The 21921-nt window shown below is 31.8% G+C and carries 23 protein-coding genes; 6 read left to right on the top strand and 17 right to left on the bottom strand.

Annotated elements, in window-relative coordinates:
- Window position 1: 1 nt before the first annotated feature.
- From BMX53_RS07820 to BMX53_RS07810, 3 genes are read right to left on the bottom strand one after another with little or no spacing between them, the layout of a single operon-like run.
- Window positions 2-985, bottom strand: coding sequence for an aldo/keto reductase (locus BMX53_RS07820; RefSeq protein WP_074745552.1), 984 nt, complete (start codon window positions 983-985; stop codon window positions 2-4).
- A gap of 4 nt (window positions 986-989) precedes the next feature.
- Window positions 990-1277 carry a putative quinol monooxygenase gene (locus tag BMX53_RS07815; RefSeq protein WP_074745550.1) on the bottom strand — a complete coding sequence of 96 codons (288 nt, stop codon included), beginning with the start codon at window positions 1275-1277 and terminating at the stop codon, window positions 990-992.
- Window positions 1278-1283: 6 nt separating this feature from the next.
- A complete protein-coding gene (locus BMX53_RS07810) occupies window positions 1284-1904 on the bottom strand; it encodes an NAD(P)H-dependent oxidoreductase (RefSeq protein ID WP_074745548.1) in 621 nt (206 codons plus the stop codon).
- Between the two features lie 153 nt (window positions 1905-2057).
- Here BMX53_RS07810 and BMX53_RS07805 point away from each other — a divergent pair, with 153 nt between their 5' ends.
- Window positions 2058-2960, top strand: a complete 903-nt coding sequence (locus tag BMX53_RS07805) for a LysR family transcriptional regulator (protein ID WP_074745546.1) — start codon at window positions 2058-2060, stop codon at window positions 2958-2960.
- A 161-nt stretch (window positions 2961-3121) separates the two neighbouring features.
- Here the strand turns inward: BMX53_RS07805 and BMX53_RS07800 are convergent, their stop codons facing one another.
- The 9 genes from BMX53_RS07800 to BMX53_RS07760 form a co-directional block, all read right to left on the bottom strand.
- Window positions 3122-3586 carry a GNAT family N-acetyltransferase gene (locus BMX53_RS07800; RefSeq protein WP_074745544.1) on the bottom strand — a complete coding sequence of 155 codons (465 nt, stop codon included), beginning with the start codon at window positions 3584-3586 and terminating at the stop codon, window positions 3122-3124.
- A gap of 74 nt (window positions 3587-3660) precedes the next feature.
- Window positions 3661-6258: an SEL1-like repeat protein gene (locus tag BMX53_RS07795; protein WP_074745542.1), complete on the bottom strand. Its 2598-nt coding sequence runs from the start codon at window positions 6256-6258 to the stop codon at window positions 3661-3663.
- A 642-nt stretch (window positions 6259-6900) separates the two neighbouring features.
- The gene (locus BMX53_RS07790) at window positions 6901-7695 is read right to left on the bottom strand and encodes a TrmH family RNA methyltransferase (RefSeq protein ID WP_083394397.1); all 795 of its coding nucleotides are present in this window, start codon (window positions 7693-7695) and stop codon (window positions 6901-6903) included.
- Between the two features lie 4 nt (window positions 7696-7699).
- Entirely contained in the window at window positions 7700-9034 is a 1335-nt protein-coding gene (locus tag BMX53_RS07785) for a DUF58 domain-containing protein (RefSeq protein WP_074745540.1), read from the bottom strand.
- 14 nt (window positions 9035-9048) lie between these two features.
- A complete protein-coding gene (locus BMX53_RS07780; protein ID WP_038986429.1) occupies window positions 9049-10047 on the bottom strand; it encodes an AAA family ATPase in 999 nt (332 codons plus the stop codon).
- Between the two features lie 9 nt (window positions 10048-10056).
- Window positions 10057-11262: a hypothetical protein gene (locus BMX53_RS07775; RefSeq protein WP_074745538.1), complete on the bottom strand. Its 1206-nt coding sequence runs from the start codon at window positions 11260-11262 to the stop codon at window positions 10057-10059.
- Window positions 11255-12085, bottom strand: coding sequence for a DUF4129 domain-containing protein (locus tag BMX53_RS07770; RefSeq protein ID WP_074745536.1), 831 nt, complete (start codon window positions 12083-12085; stop codon window positions 11255-11257). The genes BMX53_RS07775 and BMX53_RS07770 overlap by 8 nt, the downstream gene beginning before the upstream one ends.
- Window positions 12085-13011 (bottom strand): hypothetical protein, encoded by a 927-nt coding sequence (locus tag BMX53_RS07765; protein WP_074745534.1) that lies wholly within the window; start codon window positions 13009-13011, stop codon window positions 12085-12087. Before BMX53_RS07765 ends, BMX53_RS07770 begins: the two co-directional genes overlap by 1 nt.
- Before the next feature lie 3 nt (window positions 13012-13014).
- Window positions 13015-13980: a stage II sporulation protein M gene (locus tag BMX53_RS07760; RefSeq protein WP_074745532.1), complete on the bottom strand. Its 966-nt coding sequence runs from the start codon at window positions 13978-13980 to the stop codon at window positions 13015-13017.
- 18 nt (window positions 13981-13998) lie between these two features.
- On the opposite strand from BMX53_RS07760, the gene BMX53_RS07755 reads away from it, so the two are divergent.
- Both BMX53_RS07755 and BMX53_RS07750 read left to right on the top strand, forming a co-directional pair.
- Entirely contained in the window at window positions 13999-14736 is a 738-nt protein-coding gene (locus tag BMX53_RS07755) for an RDD family protein (RefSeq protein WP_074745530.1), read from the top strand.
- Window positions 14737-14756: 20 nt separating this feature from the next.
- Complete coding sequence (locus BMX53_RS07750) at window positions 14757-15365, top strand: trimeric intracellular cation channel family protein (protein ID WP_038986438.1); 609 nt, start codon at window positions 14757-14759, stop codon at window positions 15363-15365.
- Between the two features lie 44 nt (window positions 15366-15409).
- Here BMX53_RS07750 and BMX53_RS07745 read toward each other — a convergent pair whose 3' ends face one another.
- The 5 genes from BMX53_RS07745 to BMX53_RS07725 all read right to left on the bottom strand — a co-directional run bounded on the left by BMX53_RS07745 (window position 15410) and on the right by BMX53_RS07725 (window position 19829).
- Window positions 15410-17101 carry an SLC5/6 family protein gene (locus BMX53_RS07745; RefSeq protein WP_074745528.1) on the bottom strand — a complete coding sequence of 564 codons (1692 nt, stop codon included), beginning with the start codon at window positions 17099-17101 and terminating at the stop codon, window positions 15410-15412.
- A 319-nt stretch (window positions 17102-17420) separates the two neighbouring features.
- Window positions 17421-17945, bottom strand: a complete 525-nt coding sequence (locus BMX53_RS07740; RefSeq protein WP_038986440.1) for a mechanosensitive ion channel domain-containing protein — start codon at window positions 17943-17945, stop codon at window positions 17421-17423.
- 5 nt (window positions 17946-17950) lie between these two features.
- On the bottom strand, window positions 17951-18535 hold the full coding sequence (locus BMX53_RS07735) for a Maf family nucleotide pyrophosphatase (protein WP_074745526.1): 585 nt from the start codon (window positions 18533-18535) through the stop codon (window positions 17951-17953).
- A 17-nt stretch (window positions 18536-18552) separates the two neighbouring features.
- Window positions 18553-19080 (bottom strand): KdsC family phosphatase, encoded by a 528-nt coding sequence (locus tag BMX53_RS07730; protein ID WP_074745524.1) that lies wholly within the window; start codon window positions 19078-19080, stop codon window positions 18553-18555.
- Window positions 19080-19829 (bottom strand): Rossmann-like and DUF2520 domain-containing protein, encoded by a 750-nt coding sequence (locus tag BMX53_RS07725; protein ID WP_074745596.1) that lies wholly within the window; start codon window positions 19827-19829, stop codon window positions 19080-19082. Before BMX53_RS07725 ends, BMX53_RS07730 begins: the two co-directional genes overlap by 1 nt.
- 58 nt (window positions 19830-19887) lie before the next feature.
- On the opposite strand from BMX53_RS07725, the gene BMX53_RS07720 reads away from it, so the two are divergent.
- From BMX53_RS07720 to BMX53_RS07710, 3 genes are all read left to right on the top strand, one after another.
- The gene (locus tag BMX53_RS07720) at window positions 19888-20277 is read left to right on the top strand and encodes a group III truncated hemoglobin (protein ID WP_074745522.1); all 390 of its coding nucleotides are present in this window, start codon (window positions 19888-19890) and stop codon (window positions 20275-20277) included.
- A 167-nt stretch (window positions 20278-20444) separates the two neighbouring features.
- Window positions 20445-20996, top strand: coding sequence for a hypothetical protein (locus BMX53_RS07715; protein WP_074745520.1), 552 nt, complete (start codon window positions 20445-20447; stop codon window positions 20994-20996).
- Between the two features lie 264 nt (window positions 20997-21260).
- Entirely contained in the window at window positions 21261-21815 is a 555-nt protein-coding gene (locus BMX53_RS07710) for a hypothetical protein (protein WP_074745518.1), read from the top strand.
- The last annotated feature ends 106 nt before the right edge of the window (window positions 21816-21921 follow it).

The raw sequence follows: 21921 nt of genomic DNA, 5'->3' as shown, positions 1-21921 counted from the left end.
ATTAGATTTTAGCTAATTCTGTATTGATGAAGTTAATCTCATCAGTAGTAAGTATGATATTCATTGCTTTAGCATTAGCGATAGCTTGTTCTGCATTACGTGCTCCAGCAAGAACCACTGAGATAGCAGGTTGTAAGCTTGTCCATCTCAATACTAATTGAGATAGTGTAGCTCCTTTTTCATTAGCCAATGGAGTGATTGCATTTAAGAAAGCTTCTACTTTCTGTAAGTCAAACTGCTGGAAGTATCCATTGCGGTGATCGTTGTCTTTTAGTTTACCATCTCTGAAGTACTTTCCTGTTAATAATCCTCTTTCCATTGGGCTATATACGATAATTCCTAAATTGTTGTCTAAAGCATAAGGAACTAAGTCTTGTTCTATTCCTCTGTTTAGCATGCTATAACCTACTTGGTTACTTGCTATATTTAGTGTTTGGCGAGCTTCTTTTACTTGATCTACACTGTAGTTACTCACTCCAGCAGCACGTATTTTACCTTGTTGAATTAAGGTGTCTAACGCTTCCATTGTCTCTGCGATAGGAGTAGTGTTATCAGGCCAGTGGATTTGTAATAGATCAATATAGTCCGTTTGTAAACGTCTTAAACTCTCCTCTACTTCTTTGATAACATTAGCCTTTGAAGCATATTTATAGATAGGAATTGTCTTACCAGCGTCTTCAGCGTCAAAGAAGTGTTCTCCGCGTCCTTGATTACTACCATCCCATACTAAACCAAATTTGCTTAATAGTTGTATTTTACTTCTGTCATAGCCTTTAATAGCTTGACCTATCATTTCTTCGCTTAATCCAAATCCATAGAAAGGAGCTGTGTCTAAAGTTGTTACTCCGTGATCAATAGATGCTCTTACTGATTCGATAGAGTCTTTTTGTTCGTTACCACCCCACATATTACCACCTATAGCAAAAGCTCCATAAGTAATTGTAGATAGTTCTAAGTCTGTATTTCCTAATTTTCTGTATTCCATTGTATTAAATTTTTTGTGTTAAGTATATTTGTGGTTGTTCTTGTAAATGTGATTCTATTAAACTGCCAAATTCCTTGATATAAGGTTGTTGGTTGTGTTTATCTAAACCTTCTTGGTCTTGCCATATTTCATAAAAGATAAAAGTGTTTGCATCTGATAGATCTTGATGTAAATCATATAGAATACAAGCTTCTTCTTTTCGAGTTTGCTTAACCATGTTAAGTAGCGTACTATGTACTTCTTCTTTAAAGGAAGGCTTTGCCTTTATTATAGCTGTTATAATTACGTTCATTATTATTTATGCTAATTGCGATTCAGTTATATTGATAAATTGGTTTTTTAGATGCTGTACGTAGTCTCTGTGATACATATTTAATCTCTCTTCTGTGCAGTTCTTTTCTAAATCGTGAAAGTGGAAACCTTCAATTCTTTTTAAACCTATAAATTGGTTCATCTTGTGAAAACCGAATAGTACTCCTTCATCTTCTGTATGTTCGTCAAAGAATTCACCAGGTAGTGTAAATGCTGTTTTTGGAGCATTCCAAGATGAGGTAACCATATAGTGTTTACCATGCATTAGCCCACCTGTACCATAGTTGATGTCAGGGTTCTTTCTACTTCTACCATCATTAGCATAGATACCGTTATTGTGCCCTGCTGTAAATACCTCATCAATATATTTTTTTAGAGCATTAGGAACTTGAAACCACCATATAGGAGTGTGATAGATAATAGTATCTGCCCATTTATAGTTTTCTGCTTCTTCGTTAGTATCAAAGGGATTATTGATATTCGTAACGCGTACTTCATATCCTAAATCTTCTAATGTTTGTTGAGTCCAATCTGTTAATGTGTTGTTGAATAAACCACCTGAATGTGCAAATGTTTGCCCTCCGTTAATTATAAATATCTTTTTCATTTGTATTATTTTAATTATTGATAGTGCAAAGTTCTATTAGTTTTATGTATTATAAAAATAACTTATATTATAGTAGTGTATTATAATACTGATAGTTTATTATGTGGATTGAATAAATTAAACTGTATTTTTGTAGGACAAAAACAATGAATTATGCGTTGGAATTTAGAATGGGTGAGAACCTTTAAAGCTATATATGAGACAGGTACGCTATCTGCTGCTGCGCAAGAGTTATTTATCTCGCAACCAGGGGTGAGCTTACACCTGAACTCTTTAGAAGCTTATACAGGGTATAAGCTGTTTGATCGTTCTGCAAGAAAGATGGTGCCGACAGAGAAAGGAAAGATATTGTACAATTGTATATTAGAACCTCTTAATCGTATGGAAGTAGCAGAACAACACTTTCATAAACGCGCACAAGAAGAGCGTACTACGATTAGTGTGGGAATGTGTTTTGAGACTTTTCAATATACTTTAGAAGAGCATATCGCTACTTTGCCTTTTAACTTAATTATCAAGTTTGGCGAGTACCCTCAGATGCAGCAGGATTTAGACAATGGATTATTGGACTTAATTATAACTCCTCAAAAAGGGAACCAACCTAACTTAGAGTACAATGCTTTCTCTAAAGAACGCTTAGTACTAATAGCTGGTTGTGATACTAATACGGAGGAAATAGAGAAGCTATTAAGCAATGGTAAAGTCAAAGAGGCAGGTAATTTATTAAAACAGCTCTTATGGTATAGTACAGCTGCGGATATGGAGCACCTAAAGAACTTTTGGTTAACACACTTTAAACAACACCCTGACTTTAGCCCAAACTATATTGTGCCTAATATTAGTTCTATCGTACGCTGTTTAAGTAATGGAAGTGGAGTGGCTGTAGTGCCTGACTTTTTATGTGCAGATGCTATTCAGTCCAAAAAGATAAAAGTGGTATGGGAAGGTGCAACACCTTTGGAGAATACATTATACTTCGGTACGCGTAAGAAAACGATGTATGCTGAAGAAATTACACAACTTCAAGAGCTGCTAAAGGAGAAGTGGGAGGTATAATGATTTTGTGTTTTTTCTTTTTTTTAGGATCAACGTATAACACTGGTCATTAATAAGTAAGTTAGAGAGTATTAATCGCCTTATTGCTGAGTTTCGGAATTGTAAAAGCATTGAAAGAATAAAATAACCCCGTGTAACTGATATGTTACACGGGGTTTGTATTAAATCTTATACCTCATCACTGTGTGTACAGGTTCGAAATGTTCTTTAAGGTAGAGGTCATAAGCACGTTTGTTTTGTTCCACTACCAAAAGCTCTATATAATCTACCTTTTTGTCTTTTGCCCATTGTTTGACAGCGTCTATAAGTTGCTTGCCGATGCCTAAATTTCTGTATGCTGGTTCTACATAGATATCTGCAAAGTTGAGGTATCTGTGTTGTACAAAGCATTCGTAGGGTAGAGTATGCTCTATAAACAGTGCTACCATACCGATAAGTTGATCTTTATCTACAGCGACTAAGAAATCCCATTCGTCTGACTGTATTGTTTCTTCTAAGAAGTCAATAGCTGGTAGGTCTGCTTTAAAGTACTCTGGTTGGTACTCTTGCATGACTACGAACTGCTTTTGATAAAGCAGTTGTAGTTGAGGTATATCCTCTAATATGGCTGGGCGTATGTGTATCATATTTTTAGGGAGTAGGGAATAGGACAAAGGAAGAGTGGTAGGTAAACCGTAAACAGTTTACCATAAACCCAAAACTACTTAAACCATTTACCTAATATCTTTTTTAGAAAGCTTTTTTCTTGTAGTTCCGTAGGAATATACAAGTCATTCTTCTTAGCTATAGTTAAGTAATGAGCGAGTTTTTCACTGTTTTTAAAACCTTCATCATATGCATAAATATACAACAAATCTGTTGCAGCATGTACATAACCTTTTTCTACTGCCTGTTCAAAGTATTCGATTGCTTTAGCAGTGTCTTGTTTTACTTCAAGACCTAAATTATAAAATTTACCCATTAAAAAAGAGCCTAAGTGATCTTCTTCTTTAATGTCTTTTTTGATGTATTTCATTGCTTTCTTATACTCACCTAATAAATAGTAGCAATCTGCAATATAGTTAGCAACGTAAAAGCCCCAAACTTTGTCAAGAGGTAAGAAGTATTTTAATGCTTCTTCGAAGTTTAGTTCTATTCCTTCAGCTCCTTGATAGTATAAATAAGCTAAGTTTAGTTTTGCTTGATTATTTCCTCTTTCTGCTCCGAGTTTATAATATTCAACTCCTTTAATGCTATCATAAGACACACCTAAGGACTCAAAATACATATACCCTATATTCGTAGCGGCGTAGTTATTACCAAGCTCAGAAGCCTTTAAAAAGAGTTTCATTGCTTTAGGATAATCAATATAAGCTTCTTCTGTCAAATAGCGATAACCAAGATCCTGTAGTAGCTCATCGTTATTTAGTTCTTCCGCATAGCTTAGAATTTGTTCATATAGCTCAGAGTGATCATGTTCTAAGTAATAATCCTTAATCTTAGTGATATAATAAGGCTCCAATGCTTTATAATCAGATAGGGTAAAGTGTTTAGCCTGTGCTGTGAAATAAGGGCTAAATAGGCCAACTTCTCCTTCAGCATTATAATGCATACGTGTAGCTAAGGCTAATAACTGTGTATTCGGTAATAGTTGTAAAGAACCATCAGTCCAGATATAGACAGTATTGTCTTTATACACAATGATCTCTTGAGGAGTATTGTTTAAAGGGTGTAAGGCGATATAATTACAATCAGTAATAACAGGATCTGTTGTCTCCATAGGAGTTATAGCCCATAGGTTATTCTTACTTGCATACACTTCATCTGACAAGATGGTTAAGTCAGTAGCAACTTGTAATGGGATTGCCCATAAACGTTTGATACAGTCATAAACTCCTTTCTTTTTGCCAGAGCTTACATAGACTTGACCTATCTGTAGGTTGATATTCATCAAGATGTATTTCTCAATGCGGCCTTTGATAGGTTCAAACAAAAATGCCTTAAGCTCAATATCATAGATAGACACTCCTTCATCAGTGATTACTTTGATACACTTATCTGTTAACCCTTCTGCAGTCTTTATGTTATCTAATACAAGTTCTCCTTGTGCATTGATTATCTTTTTTAGTTTAGGTCCAAGAGTTGAAGGAACTAAAAGACACTTATCAGTGCCAATGTCTGATATATCACTAAAATCGTAGTTACCAATAAAGCCAAATGAGTTTGAATACATAATATTCTTGTTCTTCTGTTTTCCACAGAAATACAAGTAGTAATACTCAAAAGGAGCAGTAGAGGTAAATGGAATACACTCTTCTCCTTTGTAATTAAACACGGCATATAGGTCTCCTTGTAATACATTGAAGTATTCTTCGTTTAGGAGCTCTATTTCGTCATAGATAAAATCAGAAAGAAACTCATGTGTACTGATATTGTAAAAAGCGTATTTCTCCTCCTTTTTTAAAGAACAAGTAATCACAGTCTCGTAATCGTCAAAGTCATTATTGTCACCAGATATATAGGTAACAGCAGTATCACTTACATAATCCCAAACAGGTTCTAATACAATCTTTCCTGTTTTATCAATAAGTCCACATTTGTCATTTAAGATGATGTATGCTAATCCACTTTCTTCAAATTCTCCAATTCCATCATATAGGGCAGGTAGTATAATCTCTCCATCAAGTTTTTTAATACCCCATTTCTCATTTTCTTCAAAATGTAGAAAGTCATAGTTAGGCTGGAAGGCTATTTCTAACCAATCCCAACCATAATTAGCATTGTCGTTATTTAAGTACTCCTGGAAAGTGCTAAAAGGAAAGAAGTAGGTAGCGATATCTGAATTGTTGAACTGCTCCACACTTGCATTGCTGTCTAATAATTCTTTAAACTCAGCTGCTAACCCTTGTAAAGTCACTAAGTACTCTTTTGCCAACTTCTTGTGACTGCCTTCGCTCATATTATACACATCAGAACCATCTAACATTAGACAGTCTCCCTCTAAGTTATTGAAGTAGTATACTTGTTTATTATACGATTCGGTGTATTTAGGTTGATGTTCTTGAGGTATTAATTCATCAATATGGCCTTGTATCCACTGGTGAAACTGCTTAAAAATAGGCATCGCCTCTTTCATCCTGAAGTATAGAAGGTAAGAAGGCTTTAGACTATAGTTTTTTAATTCGTTGAATTGTATAGGAATACAGAATAAAGGGAAAAAAAATAGGGGAATCTCATATTTCCACTCACCTACAAACTGATGTTCTACTTCTCCTTGTGATGTTAATTCTATATTGCTAACTATATGTCTATGTCCCATGATACTTCTTGTTTTGCCTTCAAAAATAGGATAATTACAGTTAAGAAGTTATACCTATTTACAGCTATTTGGGAGATAGAGAACAATTATTGAGGGGCTGTTATTTTTTTGCTGGTGTAGATAGTAAAATAGGGCAGTGAGTTAAAAAAAGAAAATTGTTTTTTGTTTTTCATCGCTAATAATGAGCATTTATGTAATCAATTAGGTTCTTTTTTACTCACTTTTTCTTTTTTAAGTGTCATTTGATTGTTTTTAGCACTTATTTTAAAAAAAAGAGGTATGTTCTTTCCTCTAATAAAGATTTTGTTTTGTGTAACTTGTTGATTTTTAAGGTTGTGTTGTTTTTGTGTGAAAGAGAGATAGAATTGATAGTCTCTGTAAAGGCTTATAAATAGTGAGTTAGAGCGAGATCCATCGACAATTCATGGAGAATACAACGAGTTTAGTTGAGTGGAGAGGCCTTTTGTCGATGAAATGTTCATTTATTGTTCTCTTATTGTCCTTTAAGATTGCATGAGAGTGGTATGTCTAAGGGCAGGAGTTTTAAAATGGGAACAAAAAAATATGCTCTATTATGTGTACTATAAGTAGTACACATAATAGAGCATAGAGGAAGAACCTAGTATAAGGCCTTAATATTGTTTATTTAAAATCTCTTTGTCTTTTAGCTTCAAATAGTAGGATAGAGGCTGCTACTGATACGTTCATAGAATCAATCACTCCACTCATAGGTATGATAATATTCTTAGTACTAGCATCTCTCCACTCTTGAGTAAGTCCTGTCGCTTCTGTACCTACTACGAAGGCAGTCGCTTCTTTATAATCTCTAGTGTGGTAAGAAGTAGAGTCTTGTAATGTAGCACAGTATATGTTGATATTGTGCTCTTTTAAGAATGCGATAGCATCTGTGGTAGAAGCCATAGCAATCTGGTTAGTAAATACACATCCTACACTTGAGCGTACAACGTTAGGGTTATAGATATCACTTTTAGGGTTAGCAATGATAACAGCATCAATGTTAGCAGCATCTGCTGTACGTAAGATAGCTCCTAAGTTACCTGGTTTTTCTGTAGCTTCAGCCACTAAGATAATAGGATTGTCAGATAGCTTTAGATCTTCTAAGCTTAATGATTTAGTGTTAGCAATAGCAATTACGCCCTCTGTAGTATCTCTGTAAGCAAGTTTTTGATATACCTCTTTAGATATCTCTATGAGTTCTGTATCTCTAGAGGTATAAGGTCTTAATGATACTTCTGATACAAGATCAGCATTGAATAAAAGAGTCTTTAATTTATATCCACCTTTAGTCGCTAATTCTATTTCTCGAAGTCCTTCAATGACAAATGCACCAGATTGTCTTCTGTTTCTAGACTTTTCTTGAAGTTGAACAATGCTTTTGATTAGTGTGTTTTGAGGACTGTCTATTTTTTTAATCATCATATTACAGGGAACCTTTTGCTTTGATTTTCAGGTATTTATTAATCGTGTTTATGGATAAATCTTCTGGAGTGGTTAAGATTGACTGAATACCATATTTGGTTAATTCATTCACTATTAAACGCTTTTCAAAGTTAAATTTTTCTGCAATTACTTTGTCAAAAATCTCATCTGAGTTTTTAGCTTTCTTTTGCGTTAGTTTAGTCAGTTCTGTATTTTCAAAAAACACAACTAGTAGAACGTGGTTTTTGGCTATTGCTCTTAGATAGGGTAATTGCCTGTTTAAGCTTGATAAAGATTCAAAATTAGTATACAGTATGATTAAACTTCGGTGTGTAATCTTATGTCTGATATGGGCATATAATTTGCCGAAATCACTCTCTACAAAGTTGGTTTGAACTCTGTAAAGTTGCTCCATAACCTTTTGTAATTGACTAATTTTTCCTTCTGCAGGTAATTGATTGGTAATATTCTCATTGAATGTCATTAATCCTACTTTGTCATTTTTCTTTAAAATAACGTTAGATAATGCTAAAGTAGAATTGATAGCATAGTCAAGTAGAGATAACCCCTTAAAAGGCATCTGCATCACACGTCCTCGATCTATAATGTTATAGATAGTCTCTGTGTTCTCGTCTTGAAATTGGTTGACCATTAATTGGCTAGACTTAGCAGTAGCTTTCCAGTTGATATTTCGGATATCATCACCTAGTACATATTCTTTTATCTGTTCAAATTCAGTAGTATTACCTATTTTTCTGATTTTCTTCATTCCATAAGTATATTTGTTTTTAGAAAATGCCATTAGGTCATATTTTTTCATTTGAATAAATGAAGGATAGGTAGCTAAGTTGGCTTGATCGCAGAATATTAATCTTCTAGAGATAAGCTTAAGAGGGCTAGATATGTATACATTTAGCTTTCCGAAGATGTATTCTCCTCGTTCAGTAGGTCTTAGATTATAACTAATTGTCTTTAATTCTTTCGATGGAATAGTCCTATTTATCTCAAAATCTCTTTTTTGAAATTGAAATGGTATTTCGTCTATGATAGTACAGTGTATAGTGATATTATACTTGTTTTCTACTGAAATATAAATAACGTTATCATCGCCATTAGATAGTTTCTCTGGTAAAATTCTAACAGCGTTGATATTATCTTTTTTAGTAAATAACAGTGTAATGTCAACAAGTACTGTAACAAACAGTAGTAAAAATATTCCCCAAACAACATTATAAAGGATTGGAAATATAAAAGCAAGAACAAATAGAGCAATGATACAGCCTAGGACTATATATACTCGTTTTTGCAAATAAAGTTGTTTGAATAATTTAAACATAAGATGTGTTTTTATTATCTAGGAATATCTATAGTTTCTATGATTTGATTGATAATGTCATTAGCTGTTACACCTTCCATTTCTCTCTCAGGAGATACTATAATACGGTGTTTTAGCACTGGTATAGCCGCTTCTTTGATATCTTCTGGTGTTACGAAGTCTCTGTTATTAATAGCTGCAAAACCTTTAGCTGCATTTAGTATAGCTATAGATGCACGAGGAGATGCTCCTAAATATAATAAAGGATTAGTACGTGTATCTGCAACTATCTTAGCGATGTACTCTATGATTTTTTCTTCTACGATGATTTCTTTAATCAGCTTTTGGAACGAAATAATCTCAGTAGGAGAGACCACTTTATTGATTTGTGCTAGTTTCTTTTGGTCTAGCAGTTGATGTTCTCTTTGAACTATTGCAATCTCTTCTTCTAGAGTAGGATATTCTATATTAATCTTAAATAAGAAACGGTCTAATTGGGCTTCAGGTAGTCTATACGTACCTTCTTGTTCTATTGGGTTTTGGGTAGCAATAACTAAGAAAGGTTCACTCATGATATATGAATGCCCATCTATAGTGATCTGTCTCTCTTCCATTACTTCAAATAAAGCAGCCTGAGTTTTAGCAGGAGCACGGTTAATCTCATCAATTAGGATTAGATTAGAGAATATAGGTCCTTTTTTAAATTCGAACTCACTCTTCTGCATATTGAATATAGATGTACCTAGTATGTCAGAAGGCATTAAATCTGGTGTAAACTGAATACGACTAAAATCCATAGAAATAGTCTGAGCTAGTAGCTTAGCAGATAAAGTCTTCGCTACTCCAGGAACTCCTTCTAGTAGAATATGTCCATTAGCTAGAAGAGCTACTATTAATTGGTTAATCGTTTTGTCTTGCCCTACAATTACTTTTTTGATTTCAGTTTTTATAGCTTGTACTTTCTCTTGTAAAAGGTTTAAGTCAAGGCGAGATTCAAAGTGTAGGTTCTCTTCTGTGTTTAGTATATTTTCCATAGTATATTTTTAGTCAATGATGTTTTCTATTAATTTATTTAATTCGATTAATAAGGTTTCAGATGCATAATTTTCAGATGCTCTAAATTGTTCTATAAAGCGTATAAACTTAACAATGTCCTCTTTATTCTTTTTAGTCTTAGCATGAAGATTATTGATAAAGTGCTCGTCTAACTTAGTAGTATCTATCCAGTACTCTCTTCTTATTTTTTCTAATGTATAGATGATTTGTTTATTCATTAGATCGTGATAATCCTTGTTCTGAATGTATAGGTTAGACACTGTTTTAGTGAATTCGACTGTTGTATTAGAAAGTGGTTTGATTATCGGTATTATTCTTTGTTTTCTCTTAGCAGTGAATAGAATAAATACGACTATCGTACCCAAAAAGAAGTACCAAGCCCATTTAAGCGCAGGATTCTTAAATACAAATCTCAATATAGACTCAGAGTGGTACTCTGTATCTGTAGGTAGTTTATTGACCGTGTAATACGTTTTTTGTTGAGGTAAATAAGATAGAATCCCTTGTGCATATAAGTGATTATTACTTTCTAGTAGATTGTAGTTAGTAAAAGCAATAGGTTGAAGCCCTAGTATTAATTGTCCTTTTTCTTGTCTTTGACGAATAAGATTAGGGTACTTAACACCGTTGTATTTCAGGTAACCAAGTACTTCTATTTTACTTCTTAATGAATCTGGAATATCAAAGAAGTAAGGATTTAATCCTTTGATTTTATAAGAGTAAGTAGATATGCTTTGATTAGCTAGTGTAACAAATAATTGTTCGCTTTCTGCGTTATTATAATCCACTTCATAGTAAAGAGAAGAGGTTTCTATGCCGGCTATTAATCCATCTATATTGTCTTGGATAATTAATGCTGTATTTCCTTTAAGTATATATTCATTTAGTTTTACTCTAGAAAAAGAGTCTAGATAACCATAGTCTTTTAAAGAGAATAGGCTATTAGTATGAATGCTATCATAGTTACTATTATCAAAAAAATCATAGAGATGCTCAGTGATACGAACAACACTGTCTTTAGGAAACATATAATCAATCTCCTTATCAAGTATGTAGGTTCCGTAAGGAGATTTACTAGTATTGTCTAAGGTTACTCTCCAGTTGATAGGGTCGACTTTATTAGACTCTATAAAATATACAAAGCCAACTATCACCAAGAAGAGGAACAGCATTTTTTTAGAAGTATTATTCATTATGGCTTTGTTTTAATAGAGCATCAAAAGATTTCTGAGCTTGTTTAAATTCAGTTTCTGTTATTTCAAATTCTCCATACCATATATTGTTATAGATATAAGAGAGGTAAGTAAAGTCTTCTTTTAGTTTAGCGTCTTTAATTTCATTTAAATAGTCAGCATTAGTTTTTTCTATATTCCATACTATTTGCTGTTGATCTTGTAAACGTTGTAATAACCATAGATAATAATAACGAATACTCAATCTGTATTGCTTCTCGTTTATTGTTTTTTCTAGTAAAGCAGGGAAGTTAACAGTAGTTAAGTTAAGCTCTATATCATTTACTGGGACATCTATTTTACGTCCTTTTTTCTTAAATAACCAATACATATCCTTTTGGATAAATGCTCTAATTATATAAAATAATAATAGTATGATGACAAATACAGAAGCGATTCGGTACAGATCATCAAGATGACGAGATGTGTTGGTTTGGACATTCAGAGGTTTAAAGAGCTCATCTAATTTCTTATTAAGCCAATCTTTAAAACGTTGCCAAGCAGATTTCTTTCTAACATGCTCAGTATAATCAAATTCTTCGTCAGATTTATACTTCTTCTTATAATCTGTTTTGAATTTATTAATTACAATACTATCTGTTTTATCCTCAGTGTATGGTAGTACATTTATGACTTTCTCTATTTCTTCATCTTCATCATAATCTTCGTCTTCTTCTATATTAGAATGATCTGAAGATGGTTCAGACAAGGTATCATGCTCTACCTGACCAAAAGAGTGAATGGTAAATAAGGATAATAATATTTTTATATATAACTTTTTCATTAGTTAGTTCCTATCATATCAATGTCTGCGTAAGACTGTTTGTTTTCTTTACTTTCTCTAATACTGTAATAAATTAGTCCTTGATTGATCAGTAATACATTGTTAGCTATAAATGAGACTAAAGATGTAAGTAAGAATATGGCTAAAAACATTAATTTGAAGCCTTGTGTCTCAGAAAAATCACTATTGTTCTTCTGTGATAAGAATAAATTTCCATAGAAAAGTAGCTGAGGTATGGAAGTTATTAATCCTAGGATTATTTGCATTACTACATAAAATAGAAGAGTGTTACCAATGATAATCCAGAATTGACTAAATAACATATTTAAACCAATCTTATATGATTCGAAAAAGCCTTTTCTATTCGTAATATATTCGTATAGAGATAAACTTATCCAAGATGTAATAGTTGGGAATAAGGCTAAAACTAATGGAATTCCGATTACAAATATGACTAAAAGAGTAGAGAGACTTAGTAGTAATAATGATAAGGGGCCAATAAGAAATAACGTACCTAATCCAAAACCGAATAATCTACCAAAGTCTTTCTTTATTGTCTTTACAACAAGGTTTTTATTTTGATATTCTTTAGGCTGTTCCTCTATATTTTTTAGAAAATATACAGGGTAACTTGCGGATATAATACTGATGATAGTTACCAGAATAATAGATACTATCACTAAGCCTATGATTAATCCAATATTATTATCTATAAAAGAGTTTATAGGTGAAGTCTCATATTTACTTTCTCTAATTGCGTTAAAAATTACATCAATTAAGAAGTAAGAACACAATAAGTATAGCATTATTAAAACACCACAAATAGAAAAGTAATTTTTAAAATATACAGCTCCTTCAGTTTTGAAGAATTCGATAGTATCGTTCATTAGATTACTAAAGGATCTTCTTTTAAATACAATGAACATAGACTATTGTTTATTAAGTTTAGAATATACTTTTTTAGGATAGATAAAAAAGTAGAAAATAATTAAGGAGAATGTACTCAGGATAATAAAGTAGTTCAAAATATCTGGCATTTCTTTAGCGTATCTAGTGATAAAGCCTTCTATAAATGCTGCTGTAATTACAAAAGGGATCATAGCAATGAATATCTTGAATCCATTTTTAAACCCTATAATAAAAGAGTTCTTACGAGAATATGTTTTAGGAAATAAAATACTACCTCCAAAGATAAAACCAGCAAAAGCCTCAATAATTATTCCTGTAATCTCTATTGCACCGTGTAACCAGATACCTTTAAGGCTTTCTAAGAAAGCACCTTCTTTTATAAATAGATATTGAAAGGCTCCAACCATAATACCGTTATATAACAAGTACACTAATGTACCTATTCCTGCAAAAATACCATATACGAAGAATTTAAGAGATACAAATAAGTTGTTAAAAGCTATTCCGATAAAGCTTCCCCAATTACTACCAGATTTATAGATAGCCATTGCATCTTCATTGTTAATGTTATCCAAGGTGGTATTAACATAATAATCACCAAGGATTAATCTTATAAAACCTAAGTCATAATGAGCAGAAACAAGACCAATGGTAAATAGAATTAGAAACGTCAAAACTGAGAAGTATAAATAGTTTTTGTATTCATATACAATAAGGGGTACTTCTGTCTTGAAAAAATGTACTATTCTATTTTCTTCAATACGTTTAGTTTTGTAAATTTTTTGATAAGTTTGTGCCGCTAAAGTATTGAGATATTGTGTAACTTTACTATGAGGATAGTAAGTCTGTGCATAAGATAAATCATTCATTATCTGAATGTACATATCAGCAAGATAATCAGGTTTGTGAATTGTTTCGGCATATAAAGTATGTTCGAATTCAATCCACTTTTCTTTATTATATTTGATAAAAGCGACTTCTCTCATTTAAAAGCAATGTAATTTATGGCTAATTTAACAATAAATACGACACAAAATATTAAAATAGAATTTAATCCAGCCTCACTAGGAGAGCGTATGTTATCGTCTATATTAGACATGATATTTAAGATTCTATATGTTATTTTAGTTTTTTATTTATTAGAGGAATTTAATGTTTTTAAACAAGGATTAGATAGATGGTCAGAAGCTGCTATTACAATTACATTTTTACTTCCAGCGTTCTTTTATTCTTTATTTTTTGAAACTATTCTGCAAGGAGCAACTCCTGGTAAAAAGATAATGAGGATAAAGGTGATTAAGATAGATGGGTATGAGGCAACTATTATAGATTATGCTACTAGATGGGTGATGAGATTAGTTGACTTTTGGATAGGGTCAGCAGTAATCGGGTTAATCACAGTTATTTCGTCTGATAAGGGACAGCGATTAGGGGATATTTTAGCAGGAACAGCTGTAATCTCTGTAAAAGAGAGAGTTTTTTTATCTGCAACTATATTTCAGGAAGTTGATGAGCAGTATGTGCCATTATTTTCACAGGTACTAAGTTTAACAGACAAAGATGTATATATCATAAAAGAAGCTTTAACTAGAATAAAAGCAAGTAGAGATGTACAATTATTATACAAGTTAGTAGATAAGCTAAAGAATGTTTTGGGGATAGTAGATATCAAATCTTCCTCTGAATTAGAGTTTGTCGAGACTATTTTAAAAGACTACAATTATTTAACAGCTAAGAGTTAGCAGATTTTTATTATTATTTAATGTTTGATTTTTTTTACATTTTAGACTTGCTAGGAACATTGGCATTTGCTATTTCCGGAGCATTAGCAGGGCGTGAAAGAAGGTTGGATTTGTTTGGGATGACTATTTTAGCATTTGCAACAGCCATAGGCGGAGGAACTATAAGAGATATGATGATTGGATGGACCCCAGTGATGTGGTTAACTAATCTGAGTTATTTTTATGTTACTTTGTTAGGTGTTGTAATGGCTATTGTATTCTATAAAAAGTTTAATTTCTTACGCTATTCATTGTTTTTATTTGATACAATAGGGATTGCAGTATTCACATTGATAGGTATTGAGAAAGGGATGAAAGTAGGATTACATCCTGTTATTTGTGTTACTCTAGGAACCATTACAGCTTGTTTTGGAGGGGTAATACGAGATATATTAGCCAATAAGATACCTTTGATCTTTAAACAAGAGATATACGCTACGGCTTGTATTTTAGGAGGATTAGTGTATTATTTATTAAACTATTTTGAGTTGAGTAAAGACATTTTATATATAGGAACAGCTGGAATTATTATTCTTATAAGAGTATTAGCAGTTAAGTATAAATGGAGTTTACCTTTCGCTAATGTATAAGTAGAGACTTTTAACGTGTACTATGTATAAAAGGATATCTTGATTTAGATCAGGATATCCTTTTCTTTTTGACTTATAGAGATAGAGTTGTATACCGTACTTAGAACAAATGTAAGCACAGTAAGCCCTGATAACCCTATGGCATTGTACCATAGATAATGAATGTTTGTGGTAAAGTATAGGTAGAATATGCTAAGTTGAACAATGATAATACTGACAAAGAATATTTGATTATTAGCTCGACCATACATGCTTATTAATAGGATGGCAAGTAATGTACCTGAAAATAAAGAAGCATAAGTCCACAGTATTTGAATCAGGTTTAGGAATACTGGAACGTGATACGTTATCAAAAGTATAAGTATTATAACGAGTATACTAACTAAGAAATACCTGTTTTTAATAGGATGTTCATTTGCTTTGTTTTTCTTTTTGATAGGTAGTATATTGAGTATACTTTTTGTTAACCAGTTTATTTCACGTAAGCCAAGAGATATTAAGCTAATTAAAAATATTGCAATAATAATACCTGTGATACCATCTGGTACATAGAAATTGATAAAGTGTAATAGAATAAAATCAGAGTCATTAACCTCTACATCATCATTAGCTTTTTTAATAAGTGTTTTTGCTTCTTGTTGTAGTTTATTTGCATTCTCTGTTAAACTCAATATTTGGTCTTGGAGTACCTCATTACTATAGTTCTGGTAGATTTGCCCACTATATAAAAGGCTTGCTTCTTTTCTAAGGCTAAGTATCTTGTGATATTTTTGTTTTATTTCATTGTATTGATCTGCATATATTGACTGTTTAACAGTATGTACATTATTAGGGTTATAATGTAATGGAGCGTCATTAAACTGATAGAATGTAAAAAGTATACATCCTGTCAAAAGAATGAAAAACTGGAAAGGAATATTTAATAAACCATAGATAAATAGGCTGTCCTTAGTTTTATAAGAATATTTGCTCTGTCTATAGATTTGAAGTGTTTTAGTATTCATTGCTAATAATGCAACAAACAGGATTGTGCCATTAATAAGACATTTCGTTAAATCAAACTTGTCTTTTTCAGCTAGTTTACTGTCTATTAAAGTTAACTTATCAAATGAGGCTGTAAAGCTTAAGGTATCATCTATATACATCCCAAGAGGAAGTTTATACAAAATACAAGTGAAGATAAGAATGATTATAATCGTGCAATATAGTAGTTGATTGTGCTTTTGAAATAGGTAGTTTTTATTTTTAAAAAGTAAGTGCAATACTATAAAACCAATACTGATAAATATAAGAAGTGTTTTAAAGTTCACCTTCACTAAGATTGATAAGACCATAGCTATAGCATAGAATGTAATAGTTAATATTAGCATTCTCAATATAAGGTATAGAACAACAGTTAAGTTGTGTATTTTTTTATCTGAATGATTGAGTATGTACTCAAAAGCATTTTTTGTTTTTGCTATTTTGTATTTAGGAATGATTACATACAATGTAAAAAAAACAGCAATTGGTATACCTAAGTATAGTTGTAAGAAGGTAATACCTTGGGAATATGCCTGCCCAGGTAGAGAAATGAAGGAATAGACAAAAGATTGTATAGCTATAAGCTTTACACCATAGTTCAAAGTAGATTTGTCATAAATAGAGCTACTATTTACTTTCTGTAGTTTAAACTGCTTTATAGCTAATGTAATAATTAGAATAAGGATAAAAATACTCCAATCAATCGTATTCATTTTAACTAACTTATTTGGTTAGTAGGTTAATTCTAATACCTTACTAACGTATATTAATAATAGGTCAAACCTAGTTATATGTAAACTAGAGTTAACATCACAATAAAGGAGTTACATGATATATGTACTCAATACTGTATCTCGGTTAAGTAGTAAATGAAGTTCTTAGTGTCTTGTTTTTGAGGAGGTTTATGTAGTAAAAATGAGAGTCTTATAAAAAATAAGGCTAGCACAACCTGCGTGATGAGGTTAGCTAGCCTTAAATTACTACCATTTGACTATTTAAACCATAATGGTAATTACAAATTTTGTGCCACTATTAAATAGTAGGATTGTCTATATCTTCTTTTTTCTCAACTATTACTATACCTTTTTGAAGTAATAAGCTATTAGGGTAAGATATTTTTTCGTTATCTGCTGTCATTAATATTGTACAGAATGCTTTAATATCAATTATTTTAGCCTCAATAGGGAAGTCTTTGTCTTGAATTCTGATTGTATCTCCAATTCTAAAAGGGAAAGAGAAGAATAATAAAATACCTGCAGTTATGTTACTCAATAGAGACCATTGTGCAAACATAGCTACTCCTATAACTGTGAAGACTGAAGTAAGAGTAAGCATAAAGTTCTCTGCTTTAACCCCCCAAATAGTAAGAATAACGATTAAAAATATAACAGATAGTAGTGTATTAAATAAGCGTATAATCAATACTACACGACTATCTTTACGTTGTTCTTTTGTAGAAAAAGAACGTATGATATAACCTACTAATTTTCTAAAAGGAATGTATAAGGCTAATGTAATTGCTGTTGCTATGATTTCTGGATAATATTCTGCAAACATATTTTTTATTTAATGAATTGTAATAATTCGTCAACTAACTCCTTGGTTGGTAAACCAACTATATTAGTGTAAGATCCTTCTATTTTATCTATTCCTACTAATCCTATCCATTCTTGTATGCCATAAGCACCCGCTTTATCATAAGGTTTATAGGTATCTATATAGAAGTATAAGGCCTTGTCTGATAAATTAGCAAAGCTGACTTTAGTAGTACAGTGGAACAATGTCGTTTTGTTTCGACTTTTAAGGCAAACTGAACTGATAACTTCATGTTCGTGTCCACAAAGACTTTTTAACATCACATATGCTTCTTCGCGACTTTCTGGTTTACCTAATGACAGATTGTTGTTCCATACTGTAGTATCACTAGTGATAATAATTTCATTATCATGCTGTAGTTCTATTGCATCAGCTTTTGCCTTAGCAATAAAGTCTGTGATTTGTGCTCCAGTAAGTTCTACAGGATATGTTTCATCAATATCAGAAGCTCTAACTGTAAAGTCAATACCTAATTCAGTTAAGAATTGTTTACGACGAGGCGAGTTAGAACCTAACACTATTTTGTAATCTTTTAATAAGTTATTTAGCATAACAGTGAATATCTGTATTAATCAAATTTAGCATTGAAATGTTGAAACCATTTGTGTTGAGTCTTCATCACTTGTTCGATTACGTCTCTAACAGCACCTCTACCTCCATTAAGGTGAGAAATATATTTAGAGATTCTCTTTATTTCTTGTACAGCATCTTGAGGACAAGTAGGTAGTGCTACTTCATGCATGATATGGTAATCTGGAATATCATCACCCATGTATAGTACTGTATCAGGAGAGATATTATTAGCAGCTATATATTCTTTAAACACTTTTACTTTATCAGATACTCCTAAGTGAATATCTTTAATACCTAAATTACTAAATCTAGTTCTAACTCCTTCATTACTTCCTCCAGAGATAATACATACGTTATATCCATTTTCTACAGCTGCTTTCATTGCATATCCATCTCTGATAAACATATCTCTAAGTAAGTTACCATCTTGAGCTACGTGAACTGTTCCATCTGTTAACACACCATCTACGTCAAAGATAAAAGTAGTGATGTCATTCATTATTTCTTTAAAATGTTTAGACATTAGTTATTTTGTATTGAATTAGTTATAAGTTGATATATTTCTTTTTTAATAGGGTCATTTAGTGCTTCTAAGTGACGATCTATAGTTCCTTGGTCATTACGTGCAGCAGGTCCAGTTTGTGCTTCTCTCGGAGATAAGGTCTGAACTTTATTTGCTGTTTCTAAAATCAGTGGCTTTAGAATATCAAAAGGAACCATATTTTCTTTACAAATATCTTCTCCTAATTTGAATAGATGATTGGTAAAGTTGTTTACAAATACTGCCGCTAGGTGAATAGACTGTCTTTGTACAGACGATATTTTATATACCTTTTCAGAGAATGCTAGTGCTAACTTTTCTAAAAGAAGAAAATCAGTAGGATTATTAGCCTCAATACAGTAAGGTATTTGGCTAAAATCTACTTCTTTATCTATAGAAAATGTTTGCAGCATATAGAACACGCCTTTTCTTGTGGTATTCATAATAGAATCCATCGGCTTGGTACCAGAGGTATGCACTATAAAAGCATTTTTTAGAGGGATAGACGAAGAGACTTCTTCTATAGCATCATCACTGACTGCAATTATAAAAATATCAGCAGGTTTTAGCTCACTGATATCAGAAATAATTTGATTGTCAGAGACTAAGTTCTTAACTTTGTTAGGGTTTCTTGAGTAGACTTGTTGCAACTTGATATCATCGTGTTCTAAGAACTCTAGAATCAAGTGGTGAGCAACTTTACCTGAACCTAAAATAGATATTGTAATCATAGCAGTAAAGTTTAGCATTAATTTGTAAACTGATTGACTGTAAAATTAGCAATTTGTAATGAGAAAAGACATAGAAAATATAGAAGATATTAAAGTGTTAGTTGATACCTTTTATGGAAGAGTGCAAGAGGATGAGTTTATAGGACCTATTTTTAATAGTAAATTAGAAGGGCGATGGCCAGAACACATTGAGAAGATGTATGCGTTTTGGGAGACTATTCTTTTAGAAGAATACAGCTATAGAGGAAAACCATTTCCCCCACATGCTCAACTACCAGTTGAAGCAGAGCATTTTGAAGCATGGAAAGTACTTTTTAATGCTACAGTAGATGAGTTATATGAAGGAAAAAGAGCTGATGAAGCTAAGTGGCGTGCAGAACGTATGGCTGCAATGTTCTTAAGTAAGATTCAGTATTTTAGAGAGGCTAATATGAAACCTTTAGAATAAATTAAAGGATAGAATAAAGATAATAAGAGAGAGTGTACATCTAAATGTACACTCTTTTTTTTTTGGAATATGTGAATACTGTAAGACTAGAGCTGTTTTACTTTGTTTTGTTTGGTTTTCTTCGTTATTGGAGGTTATACATTTGGAGTCTAATCAAATTAATTATTATGAAAAAAGTTTTTATGTTTATGACTTTGTCATTATTGACAGTATTTAGTATTGGATGTTCATCAGATGATAATGATAAACCAATTATTGAACCTCCTATTGAAACGAACTATGAAAAAGCAATAATGAAAGAATGGGTATTTGATAATTATCAATTATTAGATAAAGATAGAAAAGTAGTTAAAGAGTTCGATGCTATGGGACAATTTGAATGTAAAAAGAACATTTGGAATTTTAAAGAAATAGTTAACGAGGATAATGTGAAACAGAATGCAAGAGTAGATTTATCTTATATAACTGATCCAGATACTAATGAGTGTATAGAACATAGAAAAGTAGCACCTTATAGTATTAAAGATAAAGAATTAATAACTGCCCTAGTAAATGATGGTGATCAAATGATGGTTTATTTTTTTGAAATCCGTGAAATAGGTAAGGAGCAAATGTTATTAATCAGAAAAGATTATGAGTTAACAGAAGAAGAAGCTATTAAATATAATTATCCTAAAGAAGCTAAGTATTTACAATATAAGTTAAAGCTTAAAAAATAAAGAGTTACTATTACACAGCATTGAACATGCATGATGATAGAAGAGAAGTATAATGTAGTGTTTTAAAGAAGATAATATTAAACTTTTAAATTAGCTTAAAGAATTAAAATGTACAAAATTAGAGAGAGTATACCGACAAAGTGTACTTTCTTTTTTTGTAATCGTTGAATACTATAAGATTCAATAAGTTTTACTTTGTTTTGTTTGGTTTTCTTCGTTATTGATGGTTATATATTTGGAGTCTAACCAAATTAATTAATTATTATGAAGAAAATTTTTATGTTTATGGCAGTGTCTTTATTGACAATGTTTAGCTTTGGATGTTCATCAGATGACGGAGGTGAAGCTCCTATTATTGAGCCACCAATTGTGACAGATTATGATAAATTTATCCAAAATGAATGGGCTTTCACAAAGTATCAATTATTAGACAAAGACAGAAAGGTTGTTTTTGAGATGGATTCCAAAGGAGCAGATTGCAAAAATAATTTATGGATATTTAAGGAAGAACTGGATGAGAATAAAGAAAAGATAAAAGTGAGAACAGACTTATCTTATATAGAAGATCCAGAAACAGGAAAATGTGAAGAACATAGAAAACAAATTCCTTATAATATTTTGAATGGCAATGAATTAGTTACTGCATTGGTAAACGATGGAGACCAACTTATGATATACTTTTTTGAAATACACGAGATGCGCAAGAATAAAATGTTATTAATCAGAAAAGATTATGAGTTAACAGAGGAAGAAGCTATCAAATATAATTTTCCTAAAGAAGCCAAGTACTTACAGTATGAGTTAAAGACTATGAAGTAATAAAGGCTAGTAAGGTTACCTTTTAAATAGACGTTATTTTTTGGATTATATATTCAGATTTTTTTAAAACCACTAAAGTATTTTTTAGTGGTTTTTTTGTACCCTT

The sequence above is a fragment of the Myroides marinus genome (genome assembly GCF_900109075.1).
Lineage (GTDB): Bacteria > Bacteroidota > Bacteroidia > Flavobacteriales > Flavobacteriaceae > Flavobacterium > Flavobacterium marinum_A.
The sequence above is the reverse complement of the archived record's forward strand: the minus strand, read 5'-3'. Positions and strand labels throughout refer to the sequence as shown.